The organism is uncultured Algoriphagus sp. (assembly GCF_963974365.1).
Classification (GTDB): Bacteria; Bacteroidota; Bacteroidia; order Cytophagales; family Cyclobacteriaceae; genus Algoriphagus.
Genome location: NZ_CAXBBX010000005.1, coordinates 23,584 through 41,337, shown reverse-complemented (window position 1 = coordinate 41,337; position 17,754 = coordinate 23,584). Strand labels below are relative to the sequence as shown.

The window sequence follows — 17,754 nt, the reverse complement described above, 5'->3', positions numbered from 1 at the left end:
AAAAACACATTACCCCCAGAACCAATAATTATTCCAACTGGAGATTAAAATTTTAAGACTGTGTATCCTTTTGGTGCATAGGTTGTCACCGTAGTCAAAGCCGAAAGTGCCACATTGACACCATCGTACAAATCAGATTTCTCCAGATTTCTTGCTCGCATTGATTGACCGCAAACAAGAATTTCTGCTCCTGCCGCTTCCAAAGCTTTAAAGACAGGAATATTTGGATTTTCAGAATTATATCGCTTTTGATATACTTCATTGTTCATAACGGTTGCAATCGCACCACCATGAACTACCACTTTTACATGCATCCGATCCTTGGAAACACCAGCGAGCCCATGAAGATTCATCATTCGTGCTACATTATCTACCCAGCGACTAATCTCTGCATTGTTTTCAGCTCCTGTGGACAAGTCAACCAAGACATAATAATCCATACTACCATCTGGCCTTTCAGATGCCTCAGGAACTTCATAAATCCCCCCAAAATCCTTTACGAGAGGGAATTGGGCAGATTGGCCAAATGAAAATTGTGTAGTAAAAATCGCAGCACAGAATAATGCTGTTTTAACTAGTTGGTTCATAGAAATCAAATTTGGCTCAAAATGTAGGAAAAAAAATATGGAGAGGAATGCCGATGGTGGAAAAAAGTCAATTCACCTCCATAAGTACTTCAACGATGGCAAATCCACCAGAAAGCTCAGTTAAGCGAGAACACAACTAACTATCAACCAGTTATAGTTTAAATCTTTGTATGATGATCAAATCACTTCTGATTATTATATTAGTACATATGATCAAACCAACGTAAACTGACCTATGTGCAAAACTGTGAATAAGGTTTAGTGAAATTGGTACTCTTCTTATTTTTTTTTAACAAAACTTCCTATGACTGTTCGAAAATTCACACTTGAAATCGAGGGATTATTTAAAGCCTCAGGAGAAATTGACATAGACGATTCTGTGGTAAACACCTCCCTCCTTTCGACTATCGCTGCACCCTCTACTCCAACTCCTGAGCATAAACAAGAACGAGAACCATACAAGCCAACACCTATTCCTGAGGATGCAATAAGTATTCATGAGTACGGAGTTGAGCCAATAGATTCCCAAATAGAAGGGTTAACGTTTCAAGGCTGCTGTTATCCTGGACATTCCACACCGATGGGTGATGGATACTGGATAGAGCAAAACAATGGGGTGAGAATAATAAAAATTAAAAATGGAGTTAAAACCAGCGAGTTGGCCAGAAGTTACATTGGAACTCCTGAATTTAATAATCTTGATCTCTCCAATGTTAACCTATATATACCCAAAGGGACTTACATCCACTTGCAGGGAGCAGGAATGAATGCACTTTGGTATCAGAAGACTAAAAGTATATCGGGTGAAGGGACGTTGATCGGAATTAAAAATGATAACAATCCATCTTTCAATAAAATATCCACTAAAGTACAAGGTATAACACTAAAGAATATCATTGTAGAATGTACTCCTGATAGACATGCTGACCAGATCTTACATGGTCTAACTATTAACCTAAACTCTTTAGAAAAAAGCAGAAACCCTATTACCGTTGACAGTTTAAAGGCAACAATCGAAGCAGATGGAGTAGTAATTGAAACAGAGGCTCAATTGAGGTCAGGTTTTTACATTGACCACGCAAAAAAAGTAAGTATAAAAAATTCCTCTATCGTGGCTAGTTATGCCGATAACGGTATTCGTGTAAGCCGCGTACTTGAAACCTGTGAGCTCATTGGAAATACATCCGGAAAGGGATTTAATACAGCTTTACAAGCATCAGCCAATAGGGAAGCTTTGTCCATTGGATTTAAATTTCATAGAAATACAGTAAACGAAGTATTGGAAGAAGGAGCTGGATTTGATTCCTATGCAAACTCGCTGAATCTATTGCCTGTTATTACCAAATTTTATATTTCCAAGGCATACAGAGGAGATTCCGGAACAGTAATAGAAATTGATACTCTTTACTTCATTGAAGAATTAATAGCAGGCAAAAAATATGGGAATAAAACTGTAAATGCTGCTTTTGTGGGAGATGCTAAAAACTTCCTTTTCGTGATTGATAGCGAGTACAAAGATTTTAGAGTTATTTCTTCTGAACCATACAACAATGGTAATTCTCTTAAAATTGTTATTGAAGGTGACTATATCCCCTCCGTAGGTTCTGAAGCTTCGCTGGTCACTGGTTTTTATAAATGTTCTATCTCCGAAAACACGGTAAATGGTGTCGTACCCAAGACCAATCAGCCTGGACATGCACTAAGTCTTTGGGGAGGTGGATTTCATAATATAATTGCACGAAATGTGGTAAGAGGAGGCCGAAGTGGCTTAAATATGGCTAGTCTTGGAGCTTTTGGGGTAGAGAATCCAGATTACTTTTGCCATGCAATAGGCAACATAATCGAGGAAAATAAGATCTACGACACTATTAGTGCAATCCGCATTACTAGCGAGTACAGTAAAAGATTTGGATATGGCAATAAACTTTTGAAGAATGAGGTATCAGGGGGCGAAATTTATATCAATAACCAACGTGACTTTACTATGAGAGGAAATTACCTTTCAGGTAATACTGTAATGATCGAAAATGTATCAGGTATTTTGGAAGGTGGTGTCTTGACAGATACACTAATTGAAATAAAAAATTGTCCTGATTTGGTCTTAGGATCTATAGATCTGGTAGGCAAATCTGAAATAAGGAGAGTGTAGTGCCCTACAAAACGCCCTACAATAAATGAAAAAAGGCCTATATGATGAGTATAGGCCTTTTCTGTGCGCACGAGAGGATTCGAACCTCCACACTACTTAAAGCACCAGCCCCTCAAGCTGGCGTGTCTACCAGTTTCACCACGTGCGCGGTTAACAGTCTGCAAAAGTATCAGACTTGCCTATTCCAAGCAAACCCGATGCTAACCTTTTGCAATTATTTTCTTGGGATTCCTCCAACGCCCCTGTTAGTGTCTCACTAACAGAAACACATTATCATCCGTAAACTTTCTTCTCAGCTGACAATAGCGTATTGTAAAGTAAAGATGCAATCGTCATCGGCCCTACTCCACCAGGTACCGGCGTGATCGCAGAAGCGATTTCCTCCACTTCTTCAAACTTCACATCTCCAACCAATCTGAAACCTGATTTCTTGCTTGCATCTTCAATCCTGTGAATCCCCACATCGATTACCACAGCGCCTGGCTTCACCATATCAGCAGTTACGAAATGAGGCTTTCCTAAAGCTACGATCAGAATATCTGCAGTTTTAGCGATCTCTTGAAGATTGGCAGTCCGGCTATGAGTCAACGTCACCGTAGCATTTCCCGGATAGCCATTTCTGGCCATCAGGATACTCATCGGACTTCCTACGATATGGGATCTACCGATCACCACGCAATGCTTGCCTGAAGTCTCGATATTGTATCTCTTCAGCAATTCTACGATGCCGTAAGGAGTCGCCGCAACGTAAGCAGGCCAGTTCAAAGCCATACGTCCAACGTTTGCTGGAGTAAATCCATCTACATCTTTCTCGGGCTTGATCTTATTGGTTACTTTCTCAACAGAGATATGCTTAGGCAGCGGAAGCTGAACGATCAATCCATCTATATCAGCATTCTCATTAATATCCTCCACCACTTTTAACAATTCCTCTTCGGAGACATTATCCTCCAGTCTTACCAAAGTTGATTCAAAACCACATTCTCCACAGGCCTTCACTTTTGCATTAACGTAGGTCTGGCTGGCTCCATCACTTCCCACAAGAATAGCTGCCAAATGAGGTGTTTTGCCTCCTTCAGCTTTTATTTCCGCCACTCGGGTAGCGATTTCATTTTTGATGTCTTGTGAGGTTTTTTTACCGTCAATTAAGATCATTTGATTTACGAATTACGATTTTGGATTTACGAGTTCCTCAGGAACTCCAACCCTTAAATTATATAATGATCCTGAAAATCTACTTTTAGAATTAAGAGGATCTTGCTGTTTTTATGCTAGCAACAACTATGGCTAATAGTTCATCTGCTTCTTTAATTAATCTTTTGATCTCAGGAATCAACTCAGGATTATCATTGATTTCGTCAATCACTTCAAGAAAGAATTGACTTTCGTCACCCTCTTCCTCCACAATTTTCAATTTATTAATAAAATCAGCTTTGGATTTAGCTCTGCAAACTGCTCTATAATTAGCGGCAACAGAACTAGAACTTCTGATTAACTGATTCACATAATTATTATACTCTCTAGAATGAGGCAATTTCGAACTCAATCTCCAAACATCAATAGCAAACTGCTTTGTCCTTCGAATCATTTCCTCTTTCATATAGCTTTCATTTAGAACTAAATCTAAAAAACTTACCTATGAAATTACGGGTCGATTTATGATTAAATCTCGTAAATCACATCTCGTATGTAACTCACCAATATTGAAGTTGTGGAACATTGATTACAAAAGACGATCAAGGTTCAGATGGATGTCGTAAATCTCAAATCGTAAATCGTAAATACGTTAATCCAGCTTCAGCACCGCCATAAATGCTTCCTGAGGCACCTCGACGTTTCCGACTTGTCTCATTCGCTTCTTACCTTTTTTCTGCTTTTCAAGCAATTTACGCTTACGGGAAATATCACCTCCATAACACTTCGCCAACACGTTTTTACGCATCGCCTTTACTGTTTCTCTAGCGATAATTTTCTGACCTATAGCCGCTTGGATAGCGATTTCAAACATTTGACGTGGAACCAATTCCTTCAGTTTCTCACAAAGTCTTCTGCCCCAATCGTACGCTTTATCTCTGTGAACTACCGCTGACAAGGCATCAACTGGCTCGCCATTTAGCATCACATCCAATCTCACCATGTGCGAGATCTCGTATCCTTTCAACTCATAATCCAAGGAAGCATAACCTCTGGATATGGTTTTCAATTTATCGAAGAAGTCAAAAACAATCTCCGCCAATGGCATATCGAAAGTCAATTCCACACGCTCAGCAGTAAGGTAAACCTGGTTTTTGATCTGACCACGCTTGTCCATACAAAGCGTAATTACTGCGCCAACATATTCTGCGGCAGTGATGATGGAAGCTTTCACATAAGGCTCTTCAATATGCTTCATCCGAGTTGGATCCGGCATATCGGAAGGTGCATTGATTATCTGGTATGTATCATTAGTCATGAGTGCTTTGAACTGTACCGAAGGCACTGTCGTGATCACAGTCATGTCAAATTCCCGCTCCAAACGCTCCTGGATAATCTCCATGTGGAGCATTCCCAAGAATCCGCAACGGAATCCAAATCCTAAAGCCATGGATGTTTCAGGTTCCCAAACTAGCGAAGCATCGTTCAACTGAAGTTTCTCCATGGAATAGCGTAGCTCTTCGTAGTCCGTAGTCTCCACAGGATAAATACCTGCGAAAACCATTGGCTTTACGTTTTCAAAACCCTGAATTGCTTTATCACATGGTCTTTTAATGTGCGTGATTGTATCTCCCACTTTAATTTCTTTGGCAACTTTCACCCCAGAGATCAGGTAACCTACGTTACCAGCGCTCATGGTTTGTTGCGGAATTTGGTTTAAGCCCAAAATCCCGATTTCATCCGCCTCGTATTCCTTTCCAGTGTTGACAAATTTGATCTTGTCTCCTTTGCTGAACGTACCGTTGAAAATTCTGAAGATTACCTCCACACCTCGGAATGGATTGTAAACCGAGTCAAAAATCATCGCTTGAAGTGGTGCATCCGGATCTCCTTTAGGAGCAGGAATTCTAGTCACCACAGCTTTCAGGATATCGTCAATACCAATACCTGTTTTGCCGGAGGCCAAAATAATATCTTCTCTATCGCAACCAATCAAATCAATCACCTCATCAGCAACAGACTCAGGATCAGCTCCAGGAAGGTCAATTTTATTTAGTACAGGGATGATTTCCAGATCATGACCCAAGGCTAGGTAAAGATTGGAAATCGTCTGAGCTTCAATTCCTTGAGAAGCATCCACGATTAGCAAAGCGCCTTCACAGGCCGCTATAGATCGGGAAACCTCGTATGAAAAATCCACGTGACCGGGGGTATCAATTAGGTTGAGCGTATAAACCTCACCTTCATGAGTATATTTCATTTGAATCGCATGAGACTTGATCGTGATGCCACGCTCCCGCTCTAGATCCATATTATCCAACAACTGATTTTGCATATCGCGATCTGCGACCGTATCAGTTTGCTGTAATAGTCTATCCGCCAAAGTACTCTTCCCATGATCAATATGGGCTATAATACAGAAATTCCTTATTTTTTGCATATCCATTCTGCCCGCAAAAGTAGTAAATAAGTAGGAGATAAGAGAATTTTCAAACTCAATGATCAAGTTTCAAATTCAATATTCAAGTTTAGCCTCCACTTCTTATACTATTTGAAAATTGATCATTGTTAATTGTTAATTGAAAATTTCCCCAACTTTGTCTTTTCAAAAACCAGTCTCATGCAGTCAGTAGCCGAAAACAAGAAGTCAAACAGCATCGCCGAATACATCATCTACATGTACCAAATGGAGGATCTGATCAGATCCTACCAGGGAAATGCGGATGAAATCAAAACCTTCGTAGTAGAGAAATATCCAGTTTCTGAGGATGAGAAAAAGCAAATAGCTGATTGGTATTTAGGTCTTCTTGATAAAATGAAAGCTCAGGATATTTTGGAAAAAGGGCATTTGGAAGAATTAAATAATCTTGTTTCAGAACTGGCTCAAATCCACTGGAACCTACTAAAAACTGATCCTACATACTTTGAAGCCTATAAAAAAGCCAAACCATTTATTATTGAAGCTGTAATGCAGGCCGAAGGTCAGGATCTGGGAAATGAAATTCAAATCTGCCTAAATGGGGTTTACGGTCTTTTGCTTTGTCGCCTTCTAGGAAAAAAAGTATCCGATGAGCAATTGAAGTCAGCTGATGCTTTTGGGGATATTCTTAGCACGCTGAGCTATCATTTTAAAGTAAAGAATACGATTTCAAAGAATTGAGAAGAATTATAAATTTCCAATTTTCAATGTCCGATTTTCAGAAATTATATCCTCCATCATCCCAAAAACTCCCACACACTTTTATACCCCTCATTTTTCTCAAAATACTGAAGTAATTGATCAAAGAATGGGTTTTGGGCTAATGTGCTGCTATCGCCAATAAGGACTAATTTTCGTTTGGCGCGTGTTAATGCCACATTCATCCTGCGAGTATCTGCAAGAAAACCAATCTCCCCTTTCTCATTGGACCGAGTAAGGGAAATCATCATCAGATCACGCTCCTGACCCTGGAAACCATCCACCGTATCGATCGTAATCACATCAGAAAAAGCTCGCAGATTTGGATATTCAAAACCTTCGAAAATCAAAGATCGAAGCAAGCGGACCTGTGCTCCATAGGGAGCAATCAGACCAATAGTCCAGCCTTCTTGCTTAAAACCCGAAATTCCAATTCGTTTAACAATCTCATTCAAATAGCGGCAGGCAAATGCAGCTTCTTCGGGATTGCATGTACTCAAGCTGTCTTGTTCCTTTTGATCAATAAATCCTGCACCGGCCGTATCAATCCATTCCAAAGCATTGCTCTCACCAGGAAAAGTATGAGATTTTGTATTCTCGGCAGCTTGTAGTTCTCCTTTATAAAACTGCTCATTGGAGAATCCCATAATTGCTTCCGGCATTCGGTATTGCATTTGTAGCATTTGCGAAGCATGAGGCTTCCGGGCGATCACTTTCTCAAATAAGGTTTCAGCCAACCCTTCCTGAGCCGCCTGAAAAGACTTTATTGTAGGCGGAAGCTGGCAATGATCGCCTGCAAACACCACTTTCTTTGACTTCAAAATGGGAATCCAAGTTGCCGCCTCCAGTCCCTGAGCTGCTTCATCGATAAAGACCACATCAAACTCTATCCCTTTCAAATTGTAAGATGATGCACCTACAAGTGTGCTGGCAAAAACCTTTGTCCTCTGAAAAATATCGTATTGAATGTATTCTTCCAGCGATTTGGATGCATCCCTCAGCCGGGAAACTTCCGCATACATCAGCTTTCTTTGTGCACGTTCTTCAGGACCAAAATTACGCTTGTATTGCTTGGCCAATTTCAGGTATTGGTCAGTTTCTTTTCTAAGCTTTTTTAGATCACGGTAACTCGGATGGTAAGCTGTTTTGGCATCCAAAGTCTGATTCAGAATCTTCTCCTCCACTCTAGCCGGATGGCCAAGACGCAAGGTTTCTATACCCCGATCGATCAGCTTTTCTACCAAAAGATCCACCGCGGCATTACTTGGTGCACAGACTAAAATCGATTCTCCGGCGATCACCGAATCTTGTATCGCTTCGATCAATGTTGTCGTCTTTCCAGTTCCCGGAGGTCCGTGAACCACCGCCACATCTTTGGCATTTGCTATCAGTTCACAAGCTTTGTTTTGGGAAAAATTGAGATTGGGTTTTGTGTTAAACTGCTTTTCAGAAAACTGGGGCGATTTTTCACCCAGCAGAATATCCTTTAACTCATCTACCCGCTTGTTTTCAGAAGAAATCACTTTTTTCAGTGCAAACTCCATTTCCCGATAGCTCGCTTCATCAAAAAGAAGATCCACCCCAAGCTTACCTCCGTCCATCCATTCTGGCAATTCATCTGCCTGCAAAGTGACGGTCATGGTATTTTGTCTGACAAAATTTATGACTCCGTTTACCCGATTCTCAGTAGCATTATAGTATTCATGAGTACTGAAAAAGGAAACTGATTTACCCGAATTAAACGAAGAGGCATAACTAGCTTCCGAGCGCTCCACCTCCACGATAAGGCGTTCTCCCATTCCGATTTTACTCTTTTTGAGTTGAATTGGGTGCCAAGTAATTCCTGCTTTTTTCTTCTCAGCAAGCGAAGTATTCAGGAATTTCTGTTTGTATTGGGCGAGATCTTCCTGCCATTCCAGTTTTAAAAGTTTCAGTCCTTTCTTTAATTCCTCAGTGACTTTGTCCATCAATCCGTATTTTAGACGAAACTAATCAAAACCGCTCGAGTTTTCCCAACTCAATATTGCCTATGAACTACCTCGCGCATGCTTATCTTTCTTTTGGTCAGGATGAAGTGCTTGTAGGGAATTTTATTGGTGATTTTGTGAAGGGAAAAATGATGGGTGGCTTCCCTCAAGGCGTTCAAAATGGAATTAAGCTACATCGTGAAATTGATTTGTTCACAGATACTCATCCGTTAGTGCGAGCCGGACAGAGTTATTTAAGGCCAACATTCAGACATTACTCCACCGTGATTACGGACATTTATTTTGATTATTTCCTGGCAAAAAACTGGGCAATATACAGCAGAATCCCTCTGGAAGATTTTATCCAAAACACATTTGCCACACTGAGACACCATCGGCAACTCTTCCCGGATCGATTCGCAAACATGTTTCAATGGATGGAAAAAGACAATTGGTTGTTGAAATACCGAGAAATAGACGGGATCAAGCAAACACTTACGGGAATGTCCCGAAGAACTCGCTTCGATTCTAAAATGGATGTAGCCCATCTGTCTCTAATAGAGAAAGAAGCAGAATTTGAGGTGATTTTCTTCGCTTTCTTCAAGGATTTGGAGACTTTTGCAAGAGAGAAATTAATAGAAATTCAAGATTCCAATGCTGGTCATTAAACCAAAAGTATCCACCTACATTTCATTAAGCCTAGTTTTGCTCATCCTTATCTCTGGCTTAGTATTCATTCTGCGAGACTTTGCCTACAAAGGAAGTTTTGGAATATGGTTTTATTTAATTGCCTGCTCGCTGATCACCTTAGTAATTTTGATGTTGCTGGTAAAAATGCTGGCTGGATACCGATTCATCACAGCAGGAAGAGATCAGATCATAGTCAAATTACCTTTGAAAGGGTATACCAAAACCTATCCAGTCAGTCAAATTTTAGCTTGGGAAGAAGAAGTAGTTATGGCGAATAAAAAAGAGTTTCGTCAAGTAACCATCGCATTTTCAGATAAACAATCCATTTCGGTATCTAATCACGAACATGAAGCTTATAAAGATCTAGTGGCATATTTGGCTAAAAAGGCAGGGAAGCAGAAGGTAAAAAATAAGAAGTAGGAAGTGGTCAGTCGCAGTTTTGAGTCACCTTATCCCTTAACTTCACCAAGCAAACAGACTGCCTATAAATCAAATTTTAAATTTTACCTCACAGGTTTACTTTTCTCAGCTACCCAGCGCTCTCTGCGAATCCTTTGTGGTCTGCGGTTAAAACCAAAAAAAGCCTGAGATCAATCCCAGGCTTTAATTTCATCGTTTGGTTCTAAAGTTTTGGTCGTAAAGATCAACGCTTTCTCTAATGATCCGCATTGCATCTTCTTTGCCAAGGAAGTCTTCTACTTTTACTTCTTTGTTTTCAAGCTTCTTATAATCCTCAAAGAATCTGTGAACTTCTTTCATCAAGTGTGGTGGAAGATCGTCAATGTCGTTAATGTAATTTACAGACTGGTCACCAGCAGCTACAGCTATGATCTTATCATCAGCTTCACCACCATCGATCATTCTCATCACACCGATTACTTTGGCCTCCACTAGACACATCGACGGAATGTCAATTTGAGAAATAATCAAAATATCCAAAGGATCATGATCTTCACAGAAAGTTTGTGGAATAAACCCATAGTTTGCTGGGTAATGCACCGCCGAGAAGAGTACGCGATCGAGCATCAGCATTCCGGTTTTCTTGTCTAGTTCATACTTACCTTTGCTACCTTTTGGTATTTCAATTACACCTGTTACAAATTCAGGGGCATTTTTCCCAATGTTGACGTCATGCCAGGGATTAATCATAATATCTTGAATTAGTTAATAAAAAGTGAAGCTTTCACAAAGCCCATGCAAAGATACTGTTTAGGACGAAAATGCCCAGTACCCACTTGTTATTTCATGCTTGGCAGTGTGACTTTGAAGGTAGTTCTTTCGCCGAATATCGATTCCATATCGATTTTACCTCCCATTTGCTCCACCGCTTCCTTCACCATATAAAGCCCTAGACCTGTTCCCACGTTCTTCTGAGTTGCTCGTGTGAAGAGGTTAAACACATCTGGATGATGCTTTTCTTCTATGCCTATTCCGTTATCAGACAAGGTGATAATAGCTTCCGATTCGTTTACTTCAATACTCAGGTTGATTTTCTTTTCACTGAGGTCGGATTTCTGAAACTGCACCGAATTACTGAACAGGTTGTTCAGAATCACACGTATTTTAGAGTCGTCTGAGAAAAACACATGTTCTTGAGTAATTTGAATATCAACCAAAATGTGTGCTATATCAAATTTAGCACGGTAAGCTGTTAATTGCTGATCGACGATCTCCTTAAAATCGATTTCAGATACTTTATTATCAATTTTGGTTGATCTGTAGAAATCAAGCATTTTGTAAATAAAATCGTCCAGCTTACCAGTGGCGCTATCTATCATATCAAAATACTCCGCTGCTTCAGGATCTTTCAGTTCCATTTTGGCCAGCTTAGAAACACCTGAAATACTCATCAAAGGACCTCTCAATTCATGCGATAAGCTGTACACAAATTGATTCATCTCTGAATGAAGCTTTTGGAGTTTTATGTTTTTCTCTTTCAACTCGCGTCGCATGAAGTATATATCAGCAGCATTTTTAATCGAGTTTTTAATCTGCTCTATATTCCAGGGCTTATCTATAAAACGATACACCTCGCCTTTGTTTATCGCATCAATAACTGATGCGATATCTGAATAGCCTGTTAACAAAATCCTGATCGGATCTGGTTTGAACTTCACAAGTTCCTCAAAAAACTCTGTACCAGTCATTCCTGGCATTCGTTGATCCGCGATGACCACATGAACTTCTTCTTCACGAGCGATCTTCAACCCTTCTTCAGCATCGATAGCTGTAAAAATTTTAAAGTCCTTTCGTAATGTAGCTCTGAAAGACTTGAGGTTATTGTCTTCATCATCTATATAAAGGACGTGAATTTTATCATTCATGGCGTTGCGTGCTTTGATATATAGGAAGAGTTATCTTAAAAGTAGTACCCTGGCTCTCCTCCGTAATTACTTCCAGCGTTCCTTTGTGATTTTCAATAATAGAATAAACAATTGAAAGTCCCAAACCGGTCCCTTTCCCTACAGCTTTTGTCGTAAAGAATGGTTCAAAAACTCGCTGTTTTACGTGTTCTGGCATTCCAGGGCCATTATCTATTATTTCTATGGAGACAAACTCTCCTAACGACCTCGTCCGGACCTCTATTATAGGGTCAGCAATGGTATCAATGTGATCAGCCAATGCATGAACTGCGTTGTTGATGATATTCATAAACACTTGGTTGATTTTCCCGGCAAGACATTCTACCAACGGCAATTCACCGAAATCACGGACAATCCTAATTTTTGTAGGCATCGTACTATTGAGAAGGATTATCGTGCTGTTGATCCCATCGTGGAGATCTACTTTCTTCATATCCTGCTCGTCTACACGTGAAAAGAGTCGGAGACCTTTCACGATCTCCACTGTTCTCCTGGCACCATCATCCATTCCTTTCAGCAATTGATTGACTTCCTCCAACACATAATCGAGTTCTAAGTCTTGTTCAAGTTGCTTCGCTTCTTTCTGGGTATCTGGGGTAAATTCCTTGGCACCAGTAGCTCTATAAAACTCAATCACTTCCATAATGTCCTTAATATCCCGCTTCAGCGGCATGATATTCGAACTCACGAAGTTGATTGGATTATTGATCTCGTGGGCAATACCAGCAGTAAGTTGACCGAGAGAGGCCATTTTTTCTTGATTCACCAGCTGGCTTTGCGTATTCTGCAAATTTCTTAATGCCTGCTCTAGCTCATCAGTTCTGATCTTGACCTTGTCTTCAAGCATGACATTCTGCTCTCGAATTAACTGCTCGTTTTCAGCCAAAGCCTTCAATCGCTCAGACTGTTCTTTTTCTTTTTCCTTTTTAAGAATATTGATCTTATCTGCCAAAGCGAATGACAACAGAATTGCCTCAAATGCAAAACCTATTGTAAACACATAGTTGGTAAAGAAATTATGCGGCAGTATATCCTCATATGTAAGGAGAAAAATTATCATACTAATGATAAGCAATGACCATGAAATCAAAAAGAATTTGGCTGGCCGGTATCCTCTTTTGAGGCTATAAATCGAAATGGAAAGCAAATAAAAAGAAACTAAGCCCAATAGTGCTTGCATGATTTTGATATTCAACTGACCAATCCTCATTTCAAAAATGAAAGTTAGAAAGATCAGAAAATACACAAATAGAATCCCTAGTCCTACACTATGCAATTTTCTATTTAACTTCTTAATATTCAGAAATTTTAGCGAGTAAAAAATCCCAATACTAGACACTAACACGGTACTTAGATAGAAGGAATTTTCTTTCATAAACACACTGTTGGGCCAAAAATAAGCATCAACATACCCCCCTAAAATCCCTTGCGTAATTCCTTCAAGAAATATGTATAATATGTAAATCCCGTACAGATAATCCCGAGTGGATGACCATAAAAACATATTGTAAAAAAACATGGCCAAGACTATTCCAAAATAAATACCGAATAAGACATTTTTCTCATCCAATTTAAAACCAGGGTTTCCACTATCTTCTATTTCTATAGGAACTATGATATTCCCTAAACTTTTCACCCTAACATAGTAGGTTAAACTGGCATTTACAGGTATAGTTACCTTGTTATAAAGCGAATTAAAATCATTGGTGGTATAATTAACTCTTCCTAATTCCGAAATTAATGCCCCTCTATTGTCATACACATCCACTTCGTTGAGCATGGGGTTATTGAAAGAAATCTGAAGTTTTTCCTCTTCAGAAAATTTAGGGTGTAAAACCAATTTTATCCAAAAAACCGAATCACTATAGCCAAGCAATAAATTAGGCCTTTCAACCTCCTCGAAAACCATTTTCGGACTTTCAGCAATTGGATTAATTTCATTTCCATCGTCCACAGAACTCGTGTAGCCAATATATTGAAAGTCACCACTAGTTTGATTAGTGCAGGAGAGTAATGTAAAAGCTAATAGTACTATAAAAATTATTTTACTCATTCTAAAAAGGAAGTATATTGAAGTGTAACATGTCTTTTCCTGTAAACCTCTTCTATTATAAGAGACTTATTATTTCTGATTTGAAAAATTGGTTCTCGATGTTCTTCTGCAGTTAGAGGTAAACCTATTACATCATGAAGCTTCATAGCCGTAGCGATAAGGTCTAGTTTAGGGTAGTAAAAGGTGCCATTATTCCCTACTTCGGTTAATACCTCATAGCCTATTTCTAAACCAAGTTTTACTGTGGTAGGAGCAAAAAGAGCATATAGAGATGTCAACCCAAGTTTAGGAGCTAGTGCCAAACATGCTTTGACCATGAAGATAGCCCCAATCCCTAAACCTGTTATCACTCTTGAATTCCATAAGCCGCATACCTCACCCGTACCCGAATCAAGATCTTGCTCAATTACATCTTTGATAGAGCTATCTAAATCCTGAATCGCTTCTACCATAGGTAGTGGAGATTCAGAATTCGCTTTATGTATCCTAGCTCCACCATAAATCAACCCATCTTCGCTAGACTCCACAATCACCACAATTACATCTGGGTTTTGAGCCCAAGAGTCATTTGCAGAGGTGACTTTCTTCACGCCAATACTTTCTAGTACCTGCCTGTGTCCTTCGATAAACATTTTACATCTATCCGGATAATCTACAGCTTTAAACGCAATTAGTTTGTACATAATTAGTAGACTATAAGGTTATCCCAAATATCACGTCTATACGATCTCATACTTGGTTCATCTACAATATTAAGCCTAATCATAAATATCTCCTCACGCTTTTTATCCCTATTGAATAGTGTATTCAGATCACTTTTCAATTCCATTATAGCTGCGGTCTCATCTTCCGTAAAACCTGTAGCTTTCTCTCTTCCTATCCTATGGAAAATAAATAAAGATGCTGCTATGGGTTGGACGCTTATCCCATCTAAATTCGCTCTTAACCAGATTCTTTGGAGTGCAACACCCGCATTCAAAATTGCAACCGGATTATAGCTATCTGTTTCCAGCATCAGAACTGCAGAAGATGAAAGCACTGTTTCATCAGAAATATTAGACAAGCCATGACCTAGGTCATACTTCCTAAAGAATTTCACTGTTTCTGCATCTCTCACCAAACCCATAGCGGCTCTAGCAGACTTATCCATCTCCAATGTTGCGATATCTATTCCATCCCCTGTCTCTTTCGCCTCTTCATTTGACCACCGTATTTCATTCATGAAATCCGTATAGCCTTGCTCATGAAGTAATCTGTAACGGTCCATTGCACCGACCACTTTTGCTAATTTAACTAAATCCTCTTGCTGTTTGAGTTCTTCCACAAAAACATCACTTTCTAAAGCAATACTTTTTAGGACATTAAGTTTCTCTTCTGATAATTCTTGCTTTGGTCCATTCTTTCTATTTGTACAGCGGAGCGCAATTCCCTTGGCGAGCTCAGCGAAAGGAATAGATTTTTTTTCATCCGATTTGGAAATAAAGCGCACCTGAGCAATATAATTTTCATCAAATTGGTTGATGGTATAGGTGATTTCCACCCCAATTCCCATCTCAGCGCTGACCAAGCGAATATTTTCCAACGCTGCACCAAATGCCAATAGTGATCCTGTGCTTTTATAATCTAGCAGGGAATGACTTAAACTCTTATTTTCGAAAAGATGTAAAACACCTTTTTTATCAAAAACCCATATCCAAGGCTGGCTATTCCCTCCCGATGGCGCCAGATTAGCAGAATTAATTATCTTCTCTAGCTCATTTCTCAACAAAAGGTAAGATGAGGCTTGGATATTTTCCGGAACTTTTAGGTCAGACAGATTATAACTCGGATGTGTAAAATCCTGCTCTTGGTGTATATCTACATGTTTTGTTGGAATAATTTCGTCAAGATCTACATAGTATCGCCCAGACTTCACATCTTCGCCTAAAAGAAATTTACGAGCGACATGCCCTACTGAAGCTCCTCCCAAAAATACTGCAGAAGCAAGCTGCGGCCAGGAAGTCAAAGACTGGTTAATCTCCAAAAGAGATATTTTCATACGTGTAGACAACGTATCTACTCCGGTTATTTTCAGCACCATCGGTACTTTCTGCTTATTGGTAAGATCTCGCAAAGAGGCGTAATCTATATCACCTACAAAGCCGTGAAATATTGGCCTTTCATGCTCAATATCAAATCGCTCGATATCCAGCATTCCTCGATCCGACGTTTCCATCATTACTGGGATCTGAAACCCTTTGGCTCTTTCTCTTATCAATATTTTGATATCCAAGCTATCACATTCGTCTATCACCAAGTCCAATTTCCCTTCTTTAGTCAAAAAATCATCGATGTTGTTCTCATCTACACCTTTCCGATAAATCGTCAACTTAATGTATGGATCTAATTCTGCTATTTCTCTTGCAGCAATGATCGTTTTTTCAAGTCCCAAATCTGGAAGACCAGCCCTAATTCTATTTAGATTACTAAGCTCGAGCGTATCAAAATCAGCTAGTCTTATCTCACCACAACTTCTCTCCATCGCTATAGCCAACGCGACACTCTGGCCTACCGAAAGTCCAACTATACCAACTTTTTTGGTCCTAAGCTCTTCCTGTTCTTCTTTAGTGATTTTATAATTATTCCTAGAAGTTCTCACTTCAATAAATTCCTCTTCCGGAATTAAATGAACTAAAACATTGCTCCAGGGGTAAAAAACCCAATTCCCATAGGTATCCTTAGGATTAACTTCAAAAAAATCCAAAAGAAGATTTGTTATCTCTTGGTCTGAAAGTTGCTTTCCTGCATGTTGTGACTTGATCAAATCAATCACCTGTGTATCCAAATGGTCAACTACACGAACATTTCCGCTATTAATGAGGTCTTGTACTTTAGCTGCATGTATTGGAACTTTTAGATCATAGATAATTGGAAATATTTGATTTTCAAGGTCAAATTCACTTGTACCGAACATTTTATTAGTGGGGGTGATAATTAAATGCTAAAGATAATTTTAAATGCGAATTGAACGTTTTAATTCACAAATAATTTGCTAATCCGTAAGTGTTTTCTATAACTATTCCATTATCGGGCAACTCAGAATATAATTTTCAGCTTTATTAAGAAAAAAAAATGTTTTTAACTTACATAATCACCCCTTTTTCTAGACTTTTGTAAAATGGAAAATAAATCCGAGGAAAAAATCAAAATTCTATACGTAGATGATGAAGAAAACAACCTTCAAGCATTCAAAGCAACTTTCAGAAGAGATTATAAGATTTTCATCGCTATATCCGCTAAAGAGGGTCGCGAGATCCTAAAACAAGAAGAAATAGACGTCATAGTCACTGACCAACGAATGCCCGAGGAGACTGGCGTTGAATTCCTAGAATCTATTATTCCGGATTTTCCAGACCCTATCAGAATTTTACTTACTGGATACACAGATATTCAAGCAGTAATTGACGCGATCAACAAAGGACAGGTTTATCACTATCTAACCAAACCTTGGGAAGAAGATTATCTTCGCACAGTGATAAAAAATGCATTTGAGATCTATCAACTTCGTAGGGAGAATGAGCAATTGACCAAAGCGCTAATAAAGTCAAATGATCAGCTGGAGTTTATTCTAAGGCAAAACCTTCTCTCCTGATA

Annotated in this window: 15 protein-coding genes and 1 tRNA gene; 5 read left to right on the top strand and 11 right to left on the bottom strand. The window is 39.3% G+C overall.

Going from position 1 to position 17,754, the window contains the following annotated elements; translation table 11 throughout:
• Nucleotides 1–44: 44 nt before the first annotated feature.
• Nucleotides 45–587, bottom strand: coding sequence for a DsrE family protein (locus AACZ87_RS08110; RefSeq protein WP_339866287.1), 543 nt, complete (start codon nt 585–587; stop codon nt 45–47).
• 304 nt (nt 588–891) lie between these two features.
• Here AACZ87_RS08110 and AACZ87_RS08105 point away from each other — a divergent pair, with 304 nt between their 5' ends.
• Nucleotides 892–2,736 carry a hypothetical protein gene (locus tag AACZ87_RS08105; protein ID WP_339866285.1) on the top strand — a complete coding sequence of 615 codons (1,845 nt, stop codon included), beginning with the start codon at nt 892–894 and terminating at the stop codon, nt 2,734–2,736.
• A gap of 64 nt (nt 2,737–2,800) precedes the next feature.
• On the opposite strand, the gene AACZ87_RS08100 is transcribed toward AACZ87_RS08105, so the two are convergent.
• The 4 genes from AACZ87_RS08100 to lepA all read right to left on the bottom strand — a co-directional run bounded on the left by AACZ87_RS08100 (nt 2,801) and on the right by lepA (nt 6,316).
• A tRNA-Leu gene (locus AACZ87_RS08100) sits at nt 2,801–2,884 on the bottom strand.
• Between the two features lie 125 nt (nt 2,885–3,009).
• Nucleotides 3,010–3,891: a tetrahydrofolate dehydrogenase/cyclohydrolase catalytic domain-containing protein gene (locus tag AACZ87_RS08095; RefSeq protein WP_339866284.1), complete on the bottom strand. Its 882-nt coding sequence runs from the start codon at nt 3,889–3,891 to the stop codon at nt 3,010–3,012.
• Between the two features lie 91 nt (nt 3,892–3,982).
• Nucleotides 3,983–4,336, bottom strand: a complete 354-nt coding sequence (locus tag AACZ87_RS08090; RefSeq protein ID WP_339866282.1) for a four helix bundle protein — start codon at nt 4,334–4,336, stop codon at nt 3,983–3,985.
• Between the two features lie 186 nt (nt 4,337–4,522).
• On the bottom strand, nt 4,523–6,316 hold the full coding sequence (gene lepA / locus AACZ87_RS08085; protein ID WP_339866620.1) for a translation elongation factor 4: 1,794 nt from the start codon (nt 6,314–6,316) through the stop codon (nt 4,523–4,525).
• A 174-nt stretch (nt 6,317–6,490) separates the two neighbouring features.
• Here lepA and AACZ87_RS08080 point away from each other — a divergent pair, with 174 nt between their 5' ends.
• The gene (locus tag AACZ87_RS08080) at nt 6,491–7,030 is read left to right on the top strand and encodes a DUF4924 family protein (protein WP_339866280.1); all 540 of its coding nucleotides are present in this window, start codon (nt 6,491–6,493) and stop codon (nt 7,028–7,030) included.
• A 56-nt stretch (nt 7,031–7,086) separates the two neighbouring features.
• Here AACZ87_RS08080 and AACZ87_RS08075 read toward each other — a convergent pair whose 3' ends face one another.
• Complete coding sequence (locus AACZ87_RS08075; protein ID WP_339866278.1) at nt 7,087–9,015, bottom strand: AAA domain-containing protein; 1,929 nt, start codon at nt 9,013–9,015, stop codon at nt 7,087–7,089.
• A 62-nt stretch (nt 9,016–9,077) separates the two neighbouring features.
• On the opposite strand from AACZ87_RS08075, the gene AACZ87_RS08070 reads away from it, so the two are divergent.
• The gene (locus AACZ87_RS08070; RefSeq protein WP_339866276.1) at nt 9,078–9,683 is read left to right on the top strand and encodes an ACP phosphodiesterase; all 606 of its coding nucleotides are present in this window, start codon (nt 9,078–9,080) and stop codon (nt 9,681–9,683) included.
• Nucleotides 9,670–10,125: a hypothetical protein gene (locus AACZ87_RS08065; RefSeq protein WP_339866274.1), complete on the top strand. Its 456-nt coding sequence runs from the start codon at nt 9,670–9,672 to the stop codon at nt 10,123–10,125. Before AACZ87_RS08070 ends, AACZ87_RS08065 begins: the two co-directional genes overlap by 14 nt.
• A 189-nt stretch (nt 10,126–10,314) precedes the next feature.
• On the opposite strand, the gene AACZ87_RS08060 is transcribed toward AACZ87_RS08065, so the two are convergent.
• From AACZ87_RS08060 to AACZ87_RS08040, 5 genes are all read right to left on the bottom strand, one after another.
• A complete protein-coding gene (locus AACZ87_RS08060; RefSeq protein WP_092899840.1) occupies nt 10,315–10,854 on the bottom strand; it encodes an inorganic diphosphatase in 540 nt (179 codons plus the stop codon).
• Between the two features lie 89 nt (nt 10,855–10,943).
• A complete protein-coding gene (locus AACZ87_RS08055; protein ID WP_339866273.1) occupies nt 10,944–12,029 on the bottom strand; it encodes a hybrid sensor histidine kinase/response regulator in 1,086 nt (361 codons plus the stop codon).
• Nucleotides 12,022–14,121 carry a 7TM diverse intracellular signaling domain-containing protein gene (locus tag AACZ87_RS08050; protein WP_339866271.1) on the bottom strand — a complete coding sequence of 700 codons (2,100 nt, stop codon included), beginning with the start codon at nt 14,119–14,121 and terminating at the stop codon, nt 12,022–12,024. The genes AACZ87_RS08055 and AACZ87_RS08050 overlap by 8 nt, the downstream gene beginning before the upstream one ends.
• Complete coding sequence (locus tag AACZ87_RS08045) at nt 14,118–14,804, bottom strand: hypothetical protein (RefSeq protein WP_339866269.1); 687 nt, start codon at nt 14,802–14,804, stop codon at nt 14,118–14,120. Before AACZ87_RS08045 ends, AACZ87_RS08050 begins: the two co-directional genes overlap by 4 nt.
• A gap of 2 nt (nt 14,805–14,806) precedes the next feature.
• Complete coding sequence (locus tag AACZ87_RS08040) at nt 14,807–17,074, bottom strand: Rv1355c family protein (protein ID WP_339866267.1); 2,268 nt, start codon at nt 17,072–17,074, stop codon at nt 14,807–14,809.
• A gap of 204 nt (nt 17,075–17,278) precedes the next feature.
• Between AACZ87_RS08040 and AACZ87_RS08035 the strand changes: the two genes are divergently transcribed.
• Nucleotides 17,279–17,752: a response regulator gene (locus AACZ87_RS08035; protein WP_339866265.1), complete on the top strand. Its 474-nt coding sequence runs from the start codon at nt 17,279–17,281 to the stop codon at nt 17,750–17,752.
• Nucleotides 17,753–17,754 lie beyond the last annotated feature (2 nt).